Raw genomic sequence first — 19,654 nt, 5'->3', positions numbered from 1 at the left:
CGCCAGCCCCCATTCCGGACTTTCACCGTAGAGATGACGCCCATGCCGGGCGTACAGCGACGAAATCCGCCGGCCTTCCGGCGGATTTCCCATTTTCAGGCGCCTCATGAGCTTGCCCCTAGCGCGTAGCGGCGGATCGCATGCGCGACGCCGTCCTCCTCGTTCGAGAGCGTCACGGCGTCCGCGGCCCGCTTCACCTCGTCCGGCGAATTGCCCATTGCAATCCCGAGGCCGGCGAATCGGAGCATGTCGATGTCGTTGTAATAGTTTCCGATCGCCATGATGCGGCTCCGGTCGATGCCCCTGAGCGACGCCAGCCGCTCAAGCGCCTTCCCCTTGCTCACGTCGGCATGCTGGACGTCGATGAACCAGTCCCCGCTCCGGATGCGGCGCAGCGGACTGTCCCACGCTTCCCACTCGCGCTGCACGCGGTCCATCTGTTCCTTCGAGCCGAACGCCGTGAACTTCACGAGGTCCGGCGGAAGCGGATCGTCCGGCCGGCGGCGGATCGGCACGACGCGGTAATGGACGTACATGGCATCCGCCTCGGGTGTCGACGATTCGTTGTACATGTCGAAAGCGGTGTTGATGTCGAAATGGACGCCGTTTTCGCGGCAATATTCCATATAGGGGACCATCGCCTCGTGCGGAATGCTGAAGCTGTGCAGCACCCTGCGTCCTTCCGATTCCACCGTCGCCGCGCCGTTGTGCGTGATGAGCGTGCCCGCAAGGCCGATTTCCTCCAGCAGCGGAATCGAGTTGATCGGTCCGCGGCCGGTCGCGAGCACGATCTCGGCGCCGCTCTCCGCCGCTTCCCGGACCGCTTCAATCACCGTCGGCGTCAGCTGGTGCCGGTCATTCAGCAGCGTTCCGTCCACATCGATCGCGATCAGGTCGAATTTTCGGTTCATGTTGCATTCTCTCCTCTCCCATCCGTCCGGCGTCAACGTTCGGACCACGCGCCCGCCGCAATCGCGGCGAGCGCCTCCATCTCTTCCTCCGTCAGTTCGCGATACATTCCGGGCGGCAGCGAAGGATCGAGCCGGAGCGGCCCCATCGCGATCCGCCGCAGCCGGACGACCCGCTTGCCGACCGCTTCGAACATCCGTTTCACCTGATGAAACTTTCCTTCCCGGATCGTGACCGAGACCTGCGACAGCGGGCCGTCCTCCGACTCCCGCACTTCCGTGACGGCGAGCAACGCCGGCATCGTCCGGTATCCGTCGTCCAGCGTCACGCCCGCTTCGAACGCCCGGACATCGGCTTCGCCGACCGCGCCCGCCACGACCGCTTCGTACACTTTGTCCACATGCTTCCGGGGCGAAAGCAGCTCATGCGCCAGTCGTCCGTCGTTCGTGAGCAGCAGCAGACCTTCCGTATCCTTGTCCAGCCGGCCGACGGGAAACGGGTTCCGCACCCGGTCTTCCGCCTGCAGCAGGTCGATGACGGTCTTCTCCCGCGCGTCCTCGGTCGCCGAGATGACGCCCGGCGGCTTGTTCAGCATGAAATAGACATATTCCCGGTACCGGACCGGCTTGCCGTCCAGGCTGACCGCGTCGCCTTCGGGATCGACGGTCATGCCCGGGTCCCGGGCCGGCGCGCCGTTCACTTCGACCCGGCCGAGCCTGACCGCGCGCTTGATCTCGCTCCGCGTGCCGCAGCCCGCATGGGCGAGCAGCTTGTCCAGCCGCATCCCGCGCGCCATTACATCCACCTCCATCCGGGCGCCCGCTCGTTGATGAGCAGGCCGTCCCTGAGCTTGCCCCAGCCGACGGGATAGCCGTCGATGCAGACGAGCGCGTAACCGGCCGCATCCGGCAATCGGCCGTCTTCGCCGGGCCGGAGCGTCAGCCGCTCCGGCTCGAGAGGCAGCGTCTCGCCCTTCAAATATTTCAGCGCTTCCGGCTCGTCCGCGCCGTATTCGACGCGCCGCGCGGCCTCTTCCGCCGCCAGCCCCATCGCCAGCGCCTGGGACGGCGCGAAACGTCCGCGCCGCGCTTCCCCCAGGAGCCAGCCGTGGCGCACGACGCTTAAGCCCGACAGTTCCGGAACGCCCGCCGGCTGCGCGTACAGCTTCTCCCCGACCGCGACCAGCCGGCCGGGCAGTCCGCCGAGTCCGGGCAGCAGTTCCTCCTGAAATGACCGCCATGCGTCCACGGGATCCGCATCGCTGACATTTGCAATGTATCCGCGCGCCTTCCCGCGCTGTCCCGGCTTGCCGCCATTTCCGCGTCTGCCGGCATATTGCCGCGTCTTCAAGCGCGGCCTGCCGGGCGTACCTGCAGACTCGTCGTCCGGGCCGCCCGGACGCGGATTCACCGCGACGCTCTCCCGGCCGGCTTCGACCTTGCGGCGCAGCACGGCCGCGTAGTGGCCTTCGCCTTCGATACGGTGCGGCCAGAGACGCACCGTACCGGCGACCGCATCGACATGGCGGCGATCGATCCCTTCGAGGCTTACCCAGTCCGGCCTGCCCGGCGCCCAGCCGTGCGCGGGCGGTACCGGCACGACCTCGAAATCCGGCCGCTCCGCGAGCAGTTCGGCGATCCGCTCCTCGTTCTCCTCCGGCGAGAACGTGCAGGTCGAGTAGACGAGCACGCCGCCCGGCGCAAGCATTTCGGCCGCATGGCGCAGAATCTCCCGCTGCATCGACGTCCAATGCGCCGCGGGATACCGCAGCCAGTCGGCGATCATCGACTCGTCCTTGCGGAACATCCCTTCGCCCGAGCAGGGCGCGTCGACTAGAATGCGGTCGAAGAACGCGCGGAAGACCGGCACGAGCCGCTCCGGCTCCTCGTTCAGGACGACGGCGTTCCGGACGCCGGCCAGTTCCAGGTTGCGGGCGAGCGCCTTCGTCCGCTCGCGGGCGTTGTCGTTCGCGACGAGCAGCCCTTGCCCCTTGAGCTTCGCGGCGATCTGGGTCGACTTGCCGCCCGGCGCCGCGCACAGGTCGAGCACCCGGTGCCCCGGCCGCACGTCGAGCAGCTCGGCGGGCGCCATCGCGCTCGGCTCCTGGATATAATAAAGCCCGGCATGATAGTGCGGATGCTTGCCGGGCCGATCTTCTTCCGAATAGTAATAGCCGGCCTCCGCCCACGGCACCGGCTTCAGGCCGGCGGAAAGCGGCGATCGCATCCGGTACGATTCGCCGTCCGTCTTCAGTGTGTTGACGCGCAGGCCGTACCGGCGCGGCGCCCCGTACGACGCCAGCCAATCGTCAAATTCATCGCCGAGCAGCACTCGCATGCGGGCGACGAACGGCTCCGGCAGCCGGATGGACATCCTTGCCCCTCACTTTCCTCAATATTGTAACATCAATTTTGTTAGTATAGATGGTATTATGTATAATAAGATCAGCCATCATGCCACCCATTATCGGATTATTGGAGGTTCAGCGTCAACCCATGCGGAAGAAAAGAAGCAAGATGCCTTTCATTTACGCGGCCGTCGTCATCGTCCTGTTCGGTGCCCTGTTTGCCCTGAAGTACATGAATCGCAGCGATCTGTACGACAAGCCGGTGTCGGATCTCAACCCGGCGACGCGGGAACTGCTCAAGGATCCGAACTACCAGAACATCATCCTGCCCGGCAAGCTCGAGGAACGGATCGCCAGCGGCGAGCCGACGTTCGTCTATTTCTTCGCTTCGACTTGCGGCTACTGCCGCGAAACGACGCCGATCCTGATGCCGATCGCGAAGGATCTGAACATCGACCTGCCGCAGTTCAACCTCGCCGAATTTCAGGAATACTATCGGAAATACAACATCGAGTACACCCCGACGCTGGCCTACTTCGAAGATGGCAAGGAAGTTGCCCGAATTGAAGGCGGCATCGGCGCTGCCGGACATTCGGCCGACGACTACAAGGCGTTCTTGCAGAACCCGAAAGGAGAAGCGTCATGAGGTTGACGAGACGCGACTGGCTTCTCGGCGGCGTCATCCTGTTCTTGGCGGCCTTTCTGATCATGGCCGGATGCGGAGGCGGCAAGGATTCAGCCGGCGGATCGGCCGGCAGCGGGCATGATCACGGCATGACAACCGAAGGCGATCTGCTCGAGACGACGTCCGGGCCCGATGAATTGCCCTCGTTTCTGCTGAATTATACGAACCACACGGCCGATCTGTACGCCGCCGCCTATCAATACCGGGAAATCCTGCGCCATATCAACTGCTACTGCGGCTGCATGCAGTTGGACAACCCGCACGATTCGCTGCTTCGCTGCTACATCGCCGAAGTACGGGCCGACGGCTCCATCGTATGGAGCGACCACAGTGCGGCGTGCGGCATCTGCAAGATGGAGCTGGAAGACGTGATGGCGCTTGCCAAGCAAGGCAAGTCGACGGACGAGATCCGGGACGCCATCGACGCCAAGTACAAACCGGCAGGCCTGTAATTCCGGTCCGGAATGTGCCTGCCGGACATACCCGTCTATTCGCCGTCCGCGCGGGGCTGATCCCCGTGCGGACGCGCCGTTTCCGCGGCGACCAGCCCGGCCAGCTGCGGATCGATCACGCGGATCTCGATCGGCTCGGGCTCCGGCGGATGGCCGCCCGAGCCTTCCGCCAGCCACGCTTCGAGCGGCGCCAGCACCGCAGCCGCGTCTTCCCGCAGCCTTTTTACATCAATGCCCGCCTCCGCATCCGCGTACCCGTCCAGCTTCTCCAGCGCGGCGCGCAGCAGTTTAACGGCGCCGGTATAATTGTCGTTTTCATAATGATGAAGCCCGACGGCAACCTGCAACAGCCCCTGCCAGAACCGGCTTCGTCCTTCCTCAAGCCACAATTCCTCCATGACATCATGACATTCGTAATAGTCCCGGTCGCGGTTGAACAGGACGAGAAACCGGACGAATTTAGGATCTGTCGCCAAGCGCCGCCTCTCCTCCCTTGGCCCGCTCGATCGACGCCTGGATGTCCTCCGCCAGCAATTTCAGCCCGATGACGTCTTCCTGCTCCCACAATTCGTTGAATCGGAGCTGGTAGCGCGCCGCTTCCCGCACCTTGTGATAGAAATAGAGCTCCTGGATGCCGGCCAGCACGTTCGAGACGAGATTCGAGCTGTCCTCGAAGGTTCGCTGGGCTTCAAGAATCTCCTTGCGGATGCTCGACATCTCCTCATCCAGCCGGAACGCGGCTTCCGCCGCCTTGCGCAGCCGCTCCTTGACGTGCGCCGGAAGCTGCTGCTTGTACTTGTAGTTGAGCGAGTGCTCGATCGTCGCCCAGAAATTCATCGCGAGCGTGCGGATCTGTACTTCGGCGAGCACTTTCTTGAGCCCGAGCGCCGTCTGCACCGGGTATTCGACGATCATGTGATAGCTGCGGTAACCGCTCTCCTTGTGGTTCGTGATGTAATCTTTCTCATATACGAGCGTCAAATCTTTGCGCTCCCGGATCGAATCCGCGACAATGCGGATATCTTCGACGAACTGGCACATGATGCGGATGCCCGCGATGTCCTCGATGCCTTCTTCCAGCCGGTCCATCGGCACGTTCAGCCGCTTCGCCTTCTCGAGGATGCTCGAGATCCGCTTCACCCGGCCGGTGACGAATTCGATCGGCGCGTAGGATTGACGCGTCTTGAGCTCGCTGCGGAGCGTTCTGAATTTGACCTTGAGTTCTTCGACGGCTTGTTCGTAAGGCAGCAAAAACAAGTTCCAATCCCGTCCGTCCATGCGGAAACCTCCTCCCGCAAGAAGCTAGCGATGATCCGCTCCTACCGCGTCGCCGACCCGGCGGAAGCCGTCCCGGGCAAGCAGAGCGGACAATTCGGCGGCGATGCTGCGCACGACGCCCGGACCTTTGTAGATCAGCGACGTATAGATCTCGACAAGCGATGCGCCGGCGCGAATCTTATCGTATGCATCCCGCGCGTCGAAAATGCCGCCGGAACCAATGATCGGCAGTTTTCCTCCGGTCAGGCGGTAAATCGTCCGGATCACGTCCGTCGACCGTTCGCGAAGCGGACGGCCGCTCAGGCCGCCCTGCTGCGTGCGGTTCGGATGCGTGAGTCCGTCCCGCGACAGCGTCGTGTTCGTGGCGATGATGCCGGAGACGCCGCCGCTTGCCAGAATGTCGACCGTCTGCTCCAGTTCGGCTTCGGTCATGTCCGGCGCGAGCTTGACGACCACCGGTTTGGGCGCTCCGCCGGTCCTGGCTGCCTGCTCCGCAATCTCCCCATGCACGGCGTCAAGCAGCGCCTTCAGCTCCTCGCCGTGCTGCAGTTTCCGCAGGTCGGGCGTATTCGGCGAGCTGATGTTGACCACGAAGAAATCGCCGTAAGGGTAAAGCACCCGCAGGCAGGCGCGGTAATCATCGGGCGCCTTCTCGTTCGGCGTCGCCTTGTTCTTGCCGATGTTGACGGCGATCGGCACGCGGCGCTCCCGGAGCCTCGCGAGCCGGGCCGCCATCGCCTCCGCGCCTTCGTTGTTGAAGCCCATCCGGTTGATGAGCGCTTCGTCGTCCGGCAGCCGGAACAGGCGCGGCCGATCGTTGCCGGGCTGGCCGACCGGCGTCACCGTGCCGACTTCGAGAAACGCCAGACCCATGCCGGCAAATCCCTCCACCGCGACGGCATCCTTGTCCAGCCCGGCGGCAAGCCCGACCGGATGGCGGAACCGGATGCCGAACAGTTCCGTCTCCAGCCGCGGATCCGGCTTCACGTCCCAGAAGCTGCGCATCATCGGCAGCACCCCGGGCAGCCTGACGGCCTTGCCGAGCCCGTGGACGATCAGCCGGTGCGCCCGCTCCGGATCCATCCGGAACAGAATCGGTCTGGCAATCGTGCGATACAACATGCGTTCCACTCCGTTCTACAGTCCGTATGCTCTACTGCAACAGTTTATCTTTTCCTGAGGGAAAAAGAAAGCGTGCAAACGCCGCGGCATCTGGATCAAGGCACCGGTTGCGGGACCCGAGGGGAAACGGTTACAATGATAGGAGAAACCGTTGCAAGAGAGGGTCGATTGCCGATGAGCGCAGTTCGCAGAAGGCCGCCGGCCACGAAGAAACCGGCGCAGAATGAAATCAACAAGAAAGCGATACTGTGGGTTGCCGGCGCATTCGCCGCCGTCGTCATCGTCATGTCGGTGCTGATCATTGTGAACGGCTGAGACGATCCGGTCTCAGCCGTTTTATGTCAACCAGCGGTACACTTTGCCCGGATTCGTCTCGTCCTGCGTCGCTTCCAGCCGGAAGCGTTCGGCGGGGGCCGAGATTTCGTCCGGCAGCACCCCCGATGCGATCGTGACGCGTGTACCGAGCGGCGTCATGTCGTACAGTTCCTCCAGATCTTCCTTCGCCATCCGGATGCAGCCGAGCGAATCATCCCGCCCGATGCTGTCCGGCTCATTCGTGCCGTGAATGGCGTAGTCGGTGTCCGACAGCGTCATGCCGCGGCTGCCGAACTCGCCGTCCTCCCTGCCGTTCGGATTTTTCACTTTCTCGCTGATGACGAACACGCCTTCCGGCGTCCTGTCGCCGCCGAGACCGACCTCGTAATTGCGCAGGATGACGTTGCCGCTGACGAGCGCCAGCCGATGATTGGCCTTGTCGACGATAATTTCGAGCGGCGCCTCGGGCAGGCCGTCCGGCGTCCCCGCGTTCCAGGCCGCAAATCCGCCTTCGGCCGGCGTGCCCGCTTCCGGCGACGGCCGCAAGCTCGCCTTCCGTTCCGCTTCCGCCGCGGGAGCGAACAGCTCGCGCAGGACGGGCGAATCGCCGGCGAGCCAGTTGTCGGGGTACGGCCGCACCAGATCGTCCAGCGAAGCCGGCCACTCGCCGGTCGATTCCGCGTAGCGGCGAATGGCGCTGCGCAGCACCCACCATTGCTCCCGCCGTTCGCTCCACGCTTCGAGCAGCCCGAGCGATTCCGAGGCATCCGCCGGCCTGCAGACGCACGCCTCCGGGTCGAACATGCGGACGACCGCTTCTCCGGCGCCCGAATCGCTGCGCTCCACGGCGAGCAGCAGCCCGTCCGCCGCACTGTTCCAGAACCGCCAGCCGTCCTGCTGCGCCAGCCGGACCGCGATGCCGCGCACCGGCAGACGGGTGCCGTACAGGAGCGTCTCCAGCGCTTCGCCGACCGGCGATCCGGCGGCCGGATCGACCACGCGCACGGCGACCGGTCGGATGCCTTCCGCGGCAGGCCGGTCATCCGGCCGGACGGCGGGTCCGTCGCCGCCATCGGATCGAACCGGCTGCCCGGTCGATCCTTCCGTCGCGGCAGCAGGCGCATCCGCCGCCGTCCGTTCCGCGCCCCGATGCCCGTCCGGCGCGCCGGTCGTGACGGCGACGAGGCCGATCAGCATGACGGCCAGCAGGGCGGCGCGCTTCGCCAGCCGCCGCCGGCGCCCCCGGTTCCATTGCTCCAATGCCTCCCGGGGAGCGGCGTCCGCCAGCGGATGCCGCTTCCGTTCGTACGCTTCATAGATGTCACCGGCCTGCAGAAAACAGTAATTCGCTTTCGCTTCTTTGCCCTGCTGCATATACGCCCTGCCGAGCAGATACCATGCCATCCGGTTGTCGGGGTGAAGGCGGACGTACTGTTTCAAATACTCGATGTCCGCTTGTTCTTCCATTCGGAATCCCCCTTTCCGGCCGGCAAGCCCGTATAGGGTATATATCGGCAGTCAGGCCGCCCGGTTTAGACCGGGCGGCCTGAATCGCCGCAGGAAGATCAATATTGAAGCTCAGTCTGCTTGTCGCGGATCAGCACGGCGCGCACGCCGCTCAGCCATTGCACGTCCAGGTCCAGCTCCTCCGCGAAGAACCGCACCGGCAGATACAGCCGCCCCGCGCGATAGAACGGCGCCTGCGGCAACTCCAGGCTGCCGGAAGACGATTCGACCGTCTTGCTCCCTTCACGAATCCGGTACCAGGCGTCATCCTGTTTCAGCGTCGTGATGCCATCGGCCCCGTACTCGACGGCATATCCGAGCTCTTCACTGATCACGCGCACCGGCACGAATGTCGTGCCGTCCACGGCGACCGGCTCCGCATCCGACTCCAGCACCTTCCGGTTATGGACGATCTCGATCGCGCTTCCTTCCAGTCCGGCCGGCGCTTCGTACGGACGCACGATCCGGATGCGGTTGTTGCCGCCGTCCGCGATGAGGAAGGCGCCGTCTTCGATGGATTGGACATCCGTCGGCACGCTCAGATAGGCGTACCGCGATACGCCGTCCCACTTGCCCGACTCGTACGGCACGCCGGCGACCGTGGTCACGACGCCGTCTTTCAGATAACGGATGACGTGGTTCAGGGAATCCGCGATCAGCAGCCCGCCGTCCGGCGTGACGTCAATGCCGCGCGGCGCGTTGAACCGGGCGTCCCCGGCCTTGCCGTCGGCGTAACCGCCTTCCACGTACATCGCATCCTTGGGCAGCTCGCCGCCGCCGGCAACGGTCGTGACGGTTCCCGCTTTCAGATCGATATAGCGGATCCGCTGGTTGCCGGTATCCGCGACATACAGATTGCCCTGCGCGTCAAGCGCCAGGCCGCTCGGCTCGTTGAACAGCGCTTCCGACAGCGCGCCGTCCCGGAAATCTCCGGTCGGTTCGACGACGCCCGGGAAGATCTCGGCCGCCCGCTCGGACATGGCGTTCAGCGTCGTGACGCGGCCGTTCTCGATCTTGCGGATGACATGGTTGAGCGTGTCGGCCACATAGATGACGCCGGACGGCGAAACCGCGACATCCATCGGATAATAGAAGTTCGCTTGCGACGCGGAGCCGTCCGTGAGTCCGAGGATGCCGGTGCCGGCGATGGTCGTCACTTTGCCGTCCGGCGATATCGCGCGGATGGCATGGTTGCCGGCGTCGGCGACGATGATCCGGCCGCGCCGGTCGACCGCGACGCCCGAAGGCGCGTCGAACGCCGCTTCATCGGCCGGACCGTCGGCGTAGCCGGCGGACGGATATCCGTAGTCGTTGAAGCCGATCAGCATGCCGGCGGCTGTCCGGACTTCGCCGTCCGCAATCGTCCGGATCATCTGGTTCCCGGTGTCCGCGACGACGATCCGGCCTTCGGCATCGACGGCAACGCTTGCCGGCAGCCGGAACTCCGCGGTCCTCCGGGTGCCGTCCGACTCGCCGAGCTCGCCCGAGCCGGCGAATGTCCGAAGCTCATGGAGCGGCGCATTGTCGAGCACGGCGTCCCGCTGTTCCGCCGCCGAGGCGGCGGCGGGAAGGACAAGCAGGGCTGCCAGCAGGATGATCGCCGCATTTCTTATATAACCGTTCATGGCAGGGCTCCTTTTATTCAGGAATGATGGTTCAGGCAGGCTGGGCAGGTCCCGCGTTGACGACGACTTGAACCGTGACGGGCTTAAGGCCGGAGATGGCGTTGCCGTTCCCGTCCACCGCCGTCAGCGTGATGGTGAACACCGCCGTCTGGTTAGTGTCCGGGATTGAAGCATATTGGAACGGCAGCCGGACGACCGTCTGTCCGTTGACTTCTTCCGCCCCGCCTTCGAATTTCAGCACGGCGTACCGGACGATGTAATTTTCGGTGTCGTGCTCGACATGGTCGACGGCGTTCACGTTATACCCGTCGGGCGCAGTCCAGCCTTCGGCCAATTCCACCTTGAACGGGCTGTCCGCCAGGTTCCGGAACGGGTTCAACCCGTTCGTGTCCATGAACACCGATTCGGCGAAGCCGAAATATTGCGGGTCATACTTGACATCCGCCTGATAGCCGAACACGGCTCTGCTGCCCGTAAAACCGGAGAACCTGATGTCGATCGTTTTGACCCAGTCGCTGTAATCCGAAACGGCCGCCGCAACGGACGGACCCGACGTTCCGGCTCCGGGACCGGGCGAAGGTCCGCCGGCGCCCGGGTCGGCGTTGCCGCCGCCCTGCTGCTGCTCCTGCTTCTCCCGTTCCCTTTCCCGCTGACGCTGCTCCAGTTGCGTGCGCTCTTCTTCGGACAGCGATTGCTTGTATTTGTCGACGGCTTCCTTTTCCCTCTCGCTCTTGGCCTCCTGGTTTTTCTGCTCCAGCTCGCTCTTTTTCTCGGCGATTTGCTCCGCTTTCTCGCGGTTCTTCTCCAGCTGTTCCTGACGGCGCTGCTCTTTCTCCCGCTGCTTCTCTTCCTGCTCCTTGCGCGCCCGTTCCCTTTCCTCCGCAAGCGCCGGATCGGTGCCGATATCCTTGCGGTATTCCGGCAAATTCTCCAGGCTGTAGCGCTTTTCCGGTTTCTCAACAATATCGTTGATCTGGTCGATGATGCTGCGTGCCGTTTCCTCCGTCAAGATGCCCCTATTGACCGCTTCCGCGAGGGTGACGACGAGCAGCGCGTTGATGTTTTCGGCATAGGCGGCCACATCCTCGCCGTTCAAGAGCAGCAGGTTCGCATTCGGATCCGGAGCCGTGATTCCCTGCTCCACGCTGCCTGCCAACTGCTGCGCCAATTGCTCGTTCTCCCGCATGATCTCCGCCATGTTGGTCACCATGGCGTCGACGATGTCCGCCGGCAGGGTCAAGACCAGCGTCGACGGATCGGCGAGATCGATCAAAATGCGCGTGTCGTCCGTCGGGGCATCCGGATACAGCTCCAGCTGCTGCGACGGATAAATATGAACCGGGTCGTTCGGACCGAAGCCGGTTCCGGAGCCGTTCGTCTTGGAGGAGGCCACGACGCCCGACGCGACAACGATTATCACCTGACCCGTGTACGGATCCACCTTCATGATGAAATGCGTGCCGCGGACACCCATGATCGCCGTCGGCGTTTCGACTTCGAACGTGTCATCGGCGTTCGAGATCGATTTCACTTTCACCCACAGCGAACCGGCCCAGACGCTCATCTTCGCTTTCGCGCCGGTGTCTTCTTTCAATTTCGTGAATTGAACCTGCGAGTTTTCGCCGATCGTGATCGAGTCCTGGTCCGCCTTGCTGCTGGCCAGTTCCAGGACGACGCTGGAATTTTTGCCCGTCGTGATCAGATCGCCCTCGTTCAGGCTCATGTTCTTGAACGCGCTGAAGAACTTCGCTCCGCCCGACTTCTTCACTTGCACGTCGCCCTTCAGGCTCGTGACGACAGCCACGCGCGTCGCTCCGGCAGCCGCCGCTTCGCGCAAGCCCGCGAGCAGCCCGGTCGCGCCCAGCAGCACCGTCAGGCAGACCGCCGCGCAGACGGTCCGAAACCACAGATTTCTCATGCTCCTTCTCTCCTTCCGGCTTCGACGGCCTGTCCCCCGTCTTCCGCGGCTCCAAGCACCGCGAAAACGCGGACCGGCTTCTCCTTGCCTTTCACTTTGATCTCGCCGATGTCCTCGAGCCGGAACAGGTGGCCGGCCCGTTTGTACACTTCTTCGCTGATCAGAATCTGCCCCGGCTTCGCGTTCGACTCCAGCCGGGCCGCCAGATTGACGGTGTCCCCGATGGCGGTGTAGTCGAGCCGGAGCATCTCCGAGCCGATGTTGCCGACGACGGCGGGGCCGCAGTTGATGCCGACGCCGAACTTGACGCCGATGCCCCATTTCTTGATGCATTCCTGCTCGAGCCGGTCGGCGTGCTTGCGCATCTCGAGCGCCGCGCGGATCGCCAGCTCCGGATGATTGTCGTAATGGATCGGCGCGCCGAACAGCGCCATGACGCCGTCGCCGATGAACTTGTCCAGCGTGCCGTGCCACTGGAACACCGCTTTCGTGCAAATGTCCAGATATTCGTTCAGCACGCCGATGACTTCTTCCGGCTGAAGCCGCTCCGACATCGGCGTAAAACCGCGGATGTCGACGAAGACGACGCTGATGTCCCGGCGCTGGCCGCCGACCTTGATCTCCTCTCCGGAAGCGAGCAGCTCGTCGACAACCGTCTTCGGCACGAACCGCCCGAAGATGTTCGTCACCCTGCCGCGCTCCCGCCGCTCGTTCAGGTAGTGGCTGACGACGGTCCAGACCAGCGCGGTGAACAAAGCCAGGAAAGGATAGGTAAACGGAATGAATACCGAACTGAAGGTGTAGGCCGACAGAAAAGCGAGGACGTAAGCGACCGCAAGCCCGACGTAGACCAGGACCGACTTCAGGCCCGGGAACCGTTCATACAGCAGCAGCGACAGCAGCGTCAGCAGCGCGATCAACAGCGCGCCCGTCCATTGCGGCGCTTCCGTGTAGAACTTTCCGCTGATGAGCGACTGGGTCATGTTCGCGTGAATCTCAACACCGTACATCTTCAGGTTTGAGTTCGGAATCGCGTACTCGTCGCCGAACCCCGTCGCATACGGCCCGATCAGCACGACGCTGCCGCGGAAAAATTCCGGGTCGACCTCGCCGGTGAGCACCTGATAGAACGAAATCGCATCGTAACCGGTGTCGGCCGTAATCTCCTGCTGCGGCTTTGTAAAGAAATCTGTCGTCACCTGGTACCGGGCGTTGACGGGAATGCGCTTGTCCCCCCGATACCAGCCCTTGCGCTCTTCGTCCCAGCGGATCTGCTCTTCCTCAGGCAGCACGGCGTTCGCAAGCCGCACACTCATCGCCGGGATCATGCGGCCTTCTTCATCCGGCAGGCCGATCGTCAGCTTCCGGACGACCCGGTCCTTGTCCCACATGACGTTGATATGGCCGACCTGATCCGTCGGGGCGCCGATCGTTGCGGACGGATATTCGATCGCGGCGATCTCAAGGGAATTCGCGTCTTCCTGCTGCGCCTTGAAAACAAATACAACCGGCAGGTAAACGTTGTCATACCGGCTGATGACATCGGCCATGTACGCATCGCTCTCGGGGTACGGTCCCGGATCAGCCAGATGGACGTCGAGGAATACCGCGTTGGCCCCCGCTTCCGCGAGCATCTCGATCAACTGCGCATAATAGGCGCGATCCCACGGGAACGCGCCGAGCACATCCAGAGATGCCTGGTCCATCTTGATGATCTTGATCTCTCCCGCCGGATTTCGCTCCTCGACCGATTTCCGCGTCGCCAGGTCGCGGAATGTCGATTCGACGAAGTTGAGCGTGCCGCCCGTGCCGAGATTCGCCAGAAGCGTCCAGAACGCGGCAATGACGAGCCAGGCGGCGGCCGTTCGCAGCCATTTCCGTATGGCCATGGATTCCTCCGATCCCCTCAATAGGACTTGCGGTCCATACCCGGGTTATTTTATCTCTCATTCTAGTGTTACATCCGGGAAATGGCAACAAAAATTGTCGAAATAAACAGAATTCCCCCGCTTCCGCCCGGCAGGGCGAAAACAGGGGAAATGAGACTGTTCGATGCGGATGTTCTTATTTATTAAACGGCTGATCCGATACTTTGATCGAATCGGTCGGGCAGCCGTCGAGAGCGTCCTGGAGATCGTCGTAGAGCTCTTCCGGGATTTCGGTCGTGCCGGTGTTGCCGTCGCCGCCGTAGATGACTTCCGCAAGCCCTTCATCGTCATAGTCGTAGATGTCGGGCGCCGATGCTCCGCATGCGCCGCACGCGATGCAGGTTTCTTTATCCACCCAGGTATACTTCGCCATGAGATGTTACCCTCCTTGTATCTATCACCATACGTTGCTGCAACCTTCAATCATCACTATATAATAATTCTTCATCCGATTGCAAGGATGTACCGCGAATTCTTCGATTCCGAATCAGGGCGGACGGGCCGCCGAGCAGCATGCCGGCGGTCAACACCGCCTCCTCGCCGAATTTGTCCCGAAGTTCGTCCATCGTCCGGATGAGCGCTTCGCGCTTCGGCTGCTTCTCGAAATCGAACAGGTCAAGCTGGACGGCGGTCTCCTGTTTCGGCGACAGATTGGCCAGCGTGATGCCGAGCAGCCGCACCGGATCTCCCGGGCGGTGATGGCGGTCGAACAGCCGGCATGCGATGCGGTGAATTTCCACCGGATCGTCGGTGGGAGATTCCAGTGTCTCCGCCCGCGTATAGGTCCGCATGTCAGGCGTCCGGATCGTAATCTGCACCGTGCCGGCGATGAGCCGCTGCCGCCTGAGCCGCCGCGCCGTCTGGTCAGCCAGATTGAGGAAAATGCGGCTTGCTTCTTCGTGGTCGGTCACGTCATGCGGGAGCGTCGTCGTATGGCCGATCGATTTGTTCGGTCCGCGCTCCGGATTGACTTCGGCCGTGTCGATGCCGTTCGCGGCCGCCTTCATCCAGGCTCCGTACACCCCGAACTGCCGGATCAGCAGCTGCTCGTCGCATGCGGCAAGCTCGCCGATCGTGCGGATGTTCATCCGCGCGAGCTTCGCGGCCGTCTTCCGGCCGACGCCGTGCAGCGCGTCGCACGGCCGGTGCCACAGCACCGCCGGCACATCGCGGATGCGGAGCACGGTGATGCCGTTCGGTTTCTTCATGTCCGACGCCATCTTCGCCAGCAGCTTGTTCGGCCCGATGCCGATCGAGCAAGGCAGCGACCATTCGGTGCGGATGCGGCGCCGGATCTCCTCCGCGATCTCCAGCGGCGTGCCGAACCTGCCCGACCCCGTCACATCCAGATAACATTCGTCGATCGAGACGACTTCGACGAGCGGCGTGTATTGCCGGGCGATGCCGAGGAAACCGCGGGAGTACTTGCGGTACAGGTTGAAGTCCGGCCGGATGATGATCAGCTCCGGACACACCTTGAGCCCCTGCCGGACCGTCATGCCGGTGCGCACGCCCTTCTCCCGCGCCGCGTAGGAAGACGTGACGATGACGCCCCGCCGCTCCTCGACGCTGCCGGCGACGGCGATCGGCTTGCCGGCGTAGCGCTCCGGTTCCTCCGCTTCGTGAACCGAACAATAGAACGCGTTCATGTCCAGATGCAGGATGACCCTGCCTTTTGCCCCGCTGCCCTCATGGCGGCTTTCGGTCGGCGGCATATCCAATCCCTCCGGAGGCCTTCCTGTATCCAGCATATCCCCGGCCGGCGGTGCGGTCAACCCGAGGCCGTTGGTTGCCGGACGGCCGCGCGCGCCGGCTGCCGGCCGCAGCACCGCAACACCGCGGCGGCCAGGGTTTCCCGTCCGGACGTTCGATGATATAATAGGAAATTATGATCGAAGTCGAGTGGGATCACAGGGAGGCGCTTCCGCAATGAAAGTCGATATCTCCGTATTTGACACAACACTGCGTGACGGCACCCAGGGCGAAGGGATCAGCCTGTCGGCGGAAGACAAGGTGAAGATCGCCCTGAAGCTGGACCAATTGGGCGTTCATTATATCGAAGGCGGCAATCCGGGCAGCAACAGCAAGGACATCGAATTTTTCCGCAGGATGCGGGACATGAAGCTGAACGCGAAGATTACCGCATTCGGCAGCACGCGCCGGAAGAACAGCCAGGCGGATCAGGACACGAGCCTCGTGCGCATCGTCGAATCCGGCGTGCGGGCGGCGACCCTGGTCGGCAAGTCGTGGGACTTCCATGTGACGACCGCCCTGCAGACGACGCTGGAAGAGAATCTCGCCATGATTTACGATTCATTCGCCTTCCTCAAGCGCCGGGGACTGGAAGCCATCTACGACGCCGAACATTTCTTCGACGGCTACAAACATAATCCCGAGTATGCGCTCGCTTGCCTGCGGAAGGCGGCCGAAGCCGGCGCGGACTGGATCGTGCTGTGCGATACGAACGGCGGCACGCTGCCGAACGAAATCTACGAGATCGTCTCCCGCGTCGCGAAAGAGGTCGACAAGCCGATCGGCATCCATACGCACAACGACTGCGAGCTCGCCGTCGCCAACACGCTGGCGGCTGTTCAGGCGGGCGCCCGCCAGGTGCAGGGAACAATCAACGGCTACGGTGAACGGTGCGGCAACGCCAATCTGTGCTCGATCATTCCGAATCTGCAGCTCAAGATGGGGCTGCGCTGCATCTCCGACGAGCAGCTTGCCCAGCTCACGAGCGTCGCCCGCTATGTCAGCGAGATCGCCAACGCGGTCATGCCGGTCGGCCAGCCGTATGTCGGCAACGCCGCCTTCGCGCACAAGGGCGGCATCCACGTCTCCGCCATCCTGAAAGATCCGAAGACCTATGAGCACATCCAGCCCGAACTCGTCGGCAACCAGCGGCGGATTCTCGTTTCCGAGCTGGCGGGACAGAGCAACATCATCCACAAGGCGCAGGAGATGGGACTCGACATCAGCTCCGGCAACGAACGGGCGCGGGCGGTCATCGAGAAAATCAAGATACTCGAGCACGAAGGCTATTCGTTCGAAGGCGCCGACGCCTCGCTCGAACTGCTGCTGCGCGACGCGTTCGGCGAACAGACGCAAATCTTCAAGCTTGAGTCGTTCAAGATGCTCGTCGAGAAATCGGACGGCCGGATGGTGTCCGAAGCGATCGTCAAGATCAACGTGGGCGGGGACATCGTCTACACCGCCGCGGAAGGCAACGGGCCGGTCAACGCGCTCGACAACGCGCTCCGGAAAGCCCTTGTCCAATATTACCCCGAGATCATGAACATCGCGCTGACCGACTACAAGGTCCGCGTCCTGGACGAGAAGGACGCCACCGCCGCGAAAGTGCGCGTGCTGATCGAAACGACCGATTTCAAGAACACCTGGAGCACCGTCGGCGTGTCCGACAACGTCATCGAAGCGAGCTGGGAAGCGCTCGTCGACAGCTTCCGCTACGCGCTGATGAACTGCAAGAAAACGCCGGCCGCGCAGGAAGACAAACGCGAACAGCTCGGAATCGTCAATCATTGAGTCCGTCAAAAATGGGAAGCGCTGATCAGCTCCATTTGTCGATCAGCGCTTCCCAATGTGTTTTCGACAGTACGCCGACCACCCGCTCACGGATGACCCCGTCCTTGTCGACAAGCAGCGTCGTCGGAAACTGCGACACTTTGTACAGCTCGGTCACGTTGCCTTTCCTGTCCATCAGGATCGGGAAGGTGAGTTCATGTTCTTCGACGAACCGCCGGGCATCGCGCTCCCGGTCGTATTTCGTGCTGTTCACGCCGATGAGCAGCAGCCGGTCCGCATGCCGCTCATGCAACTCCTGCAAATCCGGCGCTTCCAGGTCGCACGGACCGCACCAGGAAGCCCAGAAATTGATCATTGTCAGCTTGTCCGACGCTCCCCCCGCCCGCACCGTGCGGTCGCTCAAGTCCGGCAGTTCGAAGGACGGCGCCAGATAGCCGATTTTCGGTTTCACTTCGGCAGCGGCGGACGACCGCATCGTCAACGTTTGGTTCTGATAAACGGCCAGAATGGTCAGGATCACGATCACAACGGCCATGGACCATGCGCGTTTCATTCTCCACTTCAACTCCCGCTGAATTGTCCTCATCTTATCATGCCCAAATTTGCCGTTCAAGCCATCCGGGAATAGCTTCAGGAAGACGCGGGCACATTAGTCTCGCCAAAGGAACGATTTTCAGTTGGAGGCAAAAGCGATGGAGAAGGCGAAACCCGGGTGGCTGACCGCGGGCGGCGGAAGCGCGGCTGCGGCGCGGAACCGGTCCTTTCTGTCCGGCAACCGCTCAGGCTCGCGCGGCCGCACCGGAACCGGAAACGGCGGCGCGAAGAAATGGGCCGAGTACACCGCGCTCGCATCCGTTCCTCTCGTCATGGTGCTCGGCAATTCGATGATCGTGCCGATCCTGCCCGATCTGGAGCGGCAATTGAACATTACCGGCATCCAGTCCAGCCTCGTCATCACGCTGTTCTCGCTGGCGGCGGGCCTGTTCATCCCGATCGCCGGCTATCTCTCCGACCGCTTCACGCGAAAAGCGGTCATTCTGCCTTCCCTCGCCGTCTTCGGAGCGGCGGGCCTTCTGGCGGGCTTCGCCGTCATATGGAAAAATTATCCCTTGCTGATCGCCGCGCGTGCCTTGCAGGGCATCGGAGCGGCGGGTACGTCGCCGATCGCCATGGCGCTCATCGGCGACATGTACCGCGACGGCGCCGAGAGCGAGGCGCTCGGGCTCATTGAAGCGTCGAACGGGACGGGGAAGGTGCTGAGTCCGATCCTCGGCACCCTGTTCGCGCTCATCGCCTGGCAGGCGCCCTTCTTCGCTTTCCCCGCCTTCTGCGCGCTTTCGCTTGCGGCCATGGCGTTCATGATCCGTGAACCCGATTCCGGAAGCCATTCCCGCCCGGCGGGTTACGTCCGCCGAATCATCGGCGTCTTCCGCAAGCAGGGACGCTGGCTCATTCCCGCCTTTCTCGCCGGTGCCACCGGATTGTTCAACCTGTTCGGCGTGCTGTTCTTCCTCTCCGATGCGCTGGAGAAACCGCCTTACGCCATTACGGGCGTGGCGAAGGGCGGCGTGCTCGCCATACCGCTGTTCGGTCTGGTCGCCACGTCCTACGCCACCGGACGCTATATCAAGAACAACGGGCGGCTGATGCGCGTCCTGATGAACATCGGGCTCGCGGTGCAGGCCGCCGCGTTCGCGTCGGCCGTCTGGCTGAACGGCAACATGCCGCTGCTGATCGCCTTGCTCACCTTGAGCAGTGTGGGCACGGGGCTTCTCCTCCCCTGCCTGAACACGATGATCACCGGCGCCGTCGATCGCAGCCACCGCGGCATGATCACGTCGCTGTACAGCAGCCTGCGCTTCCTTGGCGTCGCGTTCGGGCCGCCGGCGTTCGGTTGGCTCGCCGGCATCTCGCGCGGCGTGCTGTTCGGCGCCGTGACGGGTCTGGCCGCGGCCGCCCTCGCCCTCGTCTTCTTCCTGGTCAAGCCGCCGAAGCGCGCGGGCGATGCCGGATGACGCGCACCCGC

Annotated in this window: 18 protein-coding genes; 5 read left to right on the top strand and 13 right to left on the bottom strand. The window is 63.1% G+C overall.

The features are described from left to right. Positions 1 to 104: 104 nt before the first annotated feature. Genes KJQ12_RS11610 through KJQ12_RS11600 form a run of 3 tightly spaced genes read right to left on the bottom strand, consistent with a single transcriptional unit; the run spans position 105 to position 3,282 of the window. Positions 105 to 911, bottom strand: a complete 807-nt coding sequence (locus tag KJQ12_RS11610; RefSeq protein ID WP_213484796.1) for a Cof-type HAD-IIB family hydrolase — start codon at positions 909 to 911, stop codon at positions 105 to 107. Positions 912 to 943: 32 nt separating this feature from the next. After that, the gene (locus KJQ12_RS11605; protein ID WP_213484795.1) at positions 944 to 1,705 is read right to left on the bottom strand and encodes a pseudouridine synthase; all 762 of its coding nucleotides are present in this window, start codon (positions 1,703 to 1,705) and stop codon (positions 944 to 946) included. Next, a complete protein-coding gene (locus KJQ12_RS11600) occupies positions 1,705 to 3,282 on the bottom strand; it encodes an RsmB/NOP family class I SAM-dependent RNA methyltransferase (protein WP_213484794.1) in 1,578 nt (525 codons plus the stop codon). The genes KJQ12_RS11605 and KJQ12_RS11600 overlap by 1 nt, the downstream gene beginning before the upstream one ends. Positions 3,283 to 3,404: 122 nt before the next feature. On the opposite strand from KJQ12_RS11600, the gene KJQ12_RS11595 reads away from it, so the two are divergent. Both KJQ12_RS11595 and KJQ12_RS11590 read left to right on the top strand, forming a co-directional pair. Beyond that, positions 3,405 to 3,902 (top strand): thioredoxin family protein, encoded by a 498-nt coding sequence (locus KJQ12_RS11595; protein WP_213484793.1) that lies wholly within the window; start codon positions 3,405 to 3,407, stop codon positions 3,900 to 3,902. Beyond that, the gene (locus KJQ12_RS11590; protein ID WP_213484792.1) at positions 3,899 to 4,393 is read left to right on the top strand and encodes a PCYCGC motif-containing (lipo)protein; all 495 of its coding nucleotides are present in this window, start codon (positions 3,899 to 3,901) and stop codon (positions 4,391 to 4,393) included. Before KJQ12_RS11595 ends, KJQ12_RS11590 begins: the two co-directional genes overlap by 4 nt. A 35-nt stretch (positions 4,394 to 4,428) precedes the next feature. Here KJQ12_RS11590 and KJQ12_RS11585 read toward each other — a convergent pair whose 3' ends face one another. The 3 genes from KJQ12_RS11585 to KJQ12_RS11575 are packed head-to-tail and all read right to left on the bottom strand — an operon-like array spanning position 4,429 to position 6,793. Continuing rightward, positions 4,429 to 4,869, bottom strand: a complete 441-nt coding sequence (locus KJQ12_RS11585) for a DUF309 domain-containing protein (RefSeq protein ID WP_213484791.1) — start codon at positions 4,867 to 4,869, stop codon at positions 4,429 to 4,431. Next, on the bottom strand, positions 4,853 to 5,671 hold the full coding sequence (yjbM, locus tag KJQ12_RS11580) for a GTP diphosphokinase (protein ID WP_015254358.1): 819 nt from the start codon (positions 5,669 to 5,671) through the stop codon (positions 4,853 to 4,855). Before yjbM ends, KJQ12_RS11585 begins: the two co-directional genes overlap by 17 nt. A gap of 24 nt (positions 5,672 to 5,695) precedes the next feature. Next, positions 5,696 to 6,793 (bottom strand): quinone-dependent dihydroorotate dehydrogenase, encoded by a 1,098-nt coding sequence (locus KJQ12_RS11575; RefSeq protein ID WP_213484790.1) that lies wholly within the window; start codon positions 6,791 to 6,793, stop codon positions 5,696 to 5,698. Between the two features lie 174 nt (positions 6,794 to 6,967). Between KJQ12_RS11575 and KJQ12_RS11570 the strand changes: the two genes are divergently transcribed. Continuing rightward, a complete protein-coding gene (locus KJQ12_RS11570) occupies positions 6,968 to 7,108 on the top strand; it encodes a hypothetical protein (protein ID WP_015254356.1) in 141 nt (46 codons plus the stop codon). A gap of 21 nt (positions 7,109 to 7,129) precedes the next feature. Here the strand turns inward: KJQ12_RS11570 and KJQ12_RS11565 are convergent, their stop codons facing one another. The 6 genes from KJQ12_RS11565 to KJQ12_RS11540 all read right to left on the bottom strand — a co-directional run bounded on the left by KJQ12_RS11565 (position 7,130) and on the right by KJQ12_RS11540 (position 15,800). Further along, on the bottom strand, positions 7,130 to 8,575 hold the full coding sequence (locus KJQ12_RS11565) for a L,D-transpeptidase (RefSeq protein WP_213484789.1): 1,446 nt from the start codon (positions 8,573 to 8,575) through the stop codon (positions 7,130 to 7,132). A gap of 98 nt (positions 8,576 to 8,673) precedes the next feature. Then, the gene (locus KJQ12_RS11560) at positions 8,674 to 10,239 is read right to left on the bottom strand and encodes a stalk domain-containing protein (protein WP_213484788.1); all 1,566 of its coding nucleotides are present in this window, start codon (positions 10,237 to 10,239) and stop codon (positions 8,674 to 8,676) included. A 31-nt stretch (positions 10,240 to 10,270) separates the two neighbouring features. Beyond that, a complete protein-coding gene (locus tag KJQ12_RS11555; protein ID WP_213484787.1) occupies positions 10,271 to 12,157 on the bottom strand; it encodes a FecR domain-containing protein in 1,887 nt (628 codons plus the stop codon). Further along, on the bottom strand, positions 12,154 to 14,046 hold the full coding sequence (locus KJQ12_RS11550; protein WP_213484786.1) for an adenylate/guanylate cyclase domain-containing protein: 1,893 nt from the start codon (positions 14,044 to 14,046) through the stop codon (positions 12,154 to 12,156). The genes KJQ12_RS11555 and KJQ12_RS11550 overlap by 4 nt, the downstream gene beginning before the upstream one ends. Before the next feature lie 175 nt (positions 14,047 to 14,221). Then, entirely contained in the window at positions 14,222 to 14,458 is a 237-nt protein-coding gene (locus KJQ12_RS11545) for a ferredoxin (RefSeq protein ID WP_015254352.1), read from the bottom strand. 46 nt (positions 14,459 to 14,504) lie between these two features. Then, positions 14,505 to 15,800 (bottom strand): DNA polymerase IV, encoded by a 1,296-nt coding sequence (locus KJQ12_RS11540; RefSeq protein ID WP_213484785.1) that lies wholly within the window; start codon positions 15,798 to 15,800, stop codon positions 14,505 to 14,507. 214 nt (positions 15,801 to 16,014) lie between these two features. On the opposite strand from KJQ12_RS11540, the gene cimA reads away from it, so the two are divergent. Further along, complete coding sequence (cimA, locus tag KJQ12_RS11535) at positions 16,015 to 17,628, top strand: citramalate synthase (protein WP_213484784.1); 1,614 nt, start codon at positions 16,015 to 16,017, stop codon at positions 17,626 to 17,628. Positions 17,629 to 17,653: 25 nt separating this feature from the next. Here cimA and KJQ12_RS11530 read toward each other — a convergent pair whose 3' ends face one another. Continuing rightward, positions 17,654 to 18,181, bottom strand: coding sequence for a TlpA family protein disulfide reductase (locus KJQ12_RS11530; protein WP_213484783.1), 528 nt, complete (start codon positions 18,179 to 18,181; stop codon positions 17,654 to 17,656). 139 nt (positions 18,182 to 18,320) lie between these two features. On the opposite strand from KJQ12_RS11530, the gene KJQ12_RS11525 reads away from it, so the two are divergent. Beyond that, positions 18,321 to 19,643, top strand: coding sequence for an MFS transporter (locus tag KJQ12_RS11525; RefSeq protein ID WP_213484782.1), 1,323 nt, complete (start codon positions 18,321 to 18,323; stop codon positions 19,641 to 19,643). Positions 19,644 to 19,654 lie beyond the last annotated feature (11 nt).

This window comes from Thermobacillus xylanilyticus, from assembly GCF_907165215.1.
GTDB classification, from domain to species: Bacteria; Bacillota; Bacilli; order Paenibacillales; family Paenibacillaceae; genus Thermobacillus; species Thermobacillus xylanilyticus.
The sequence above is the reverse complement of the archived record's forward strand: the minus strand, read 5'-3'. Positions and strand labels throughout refer to the sequence as shown.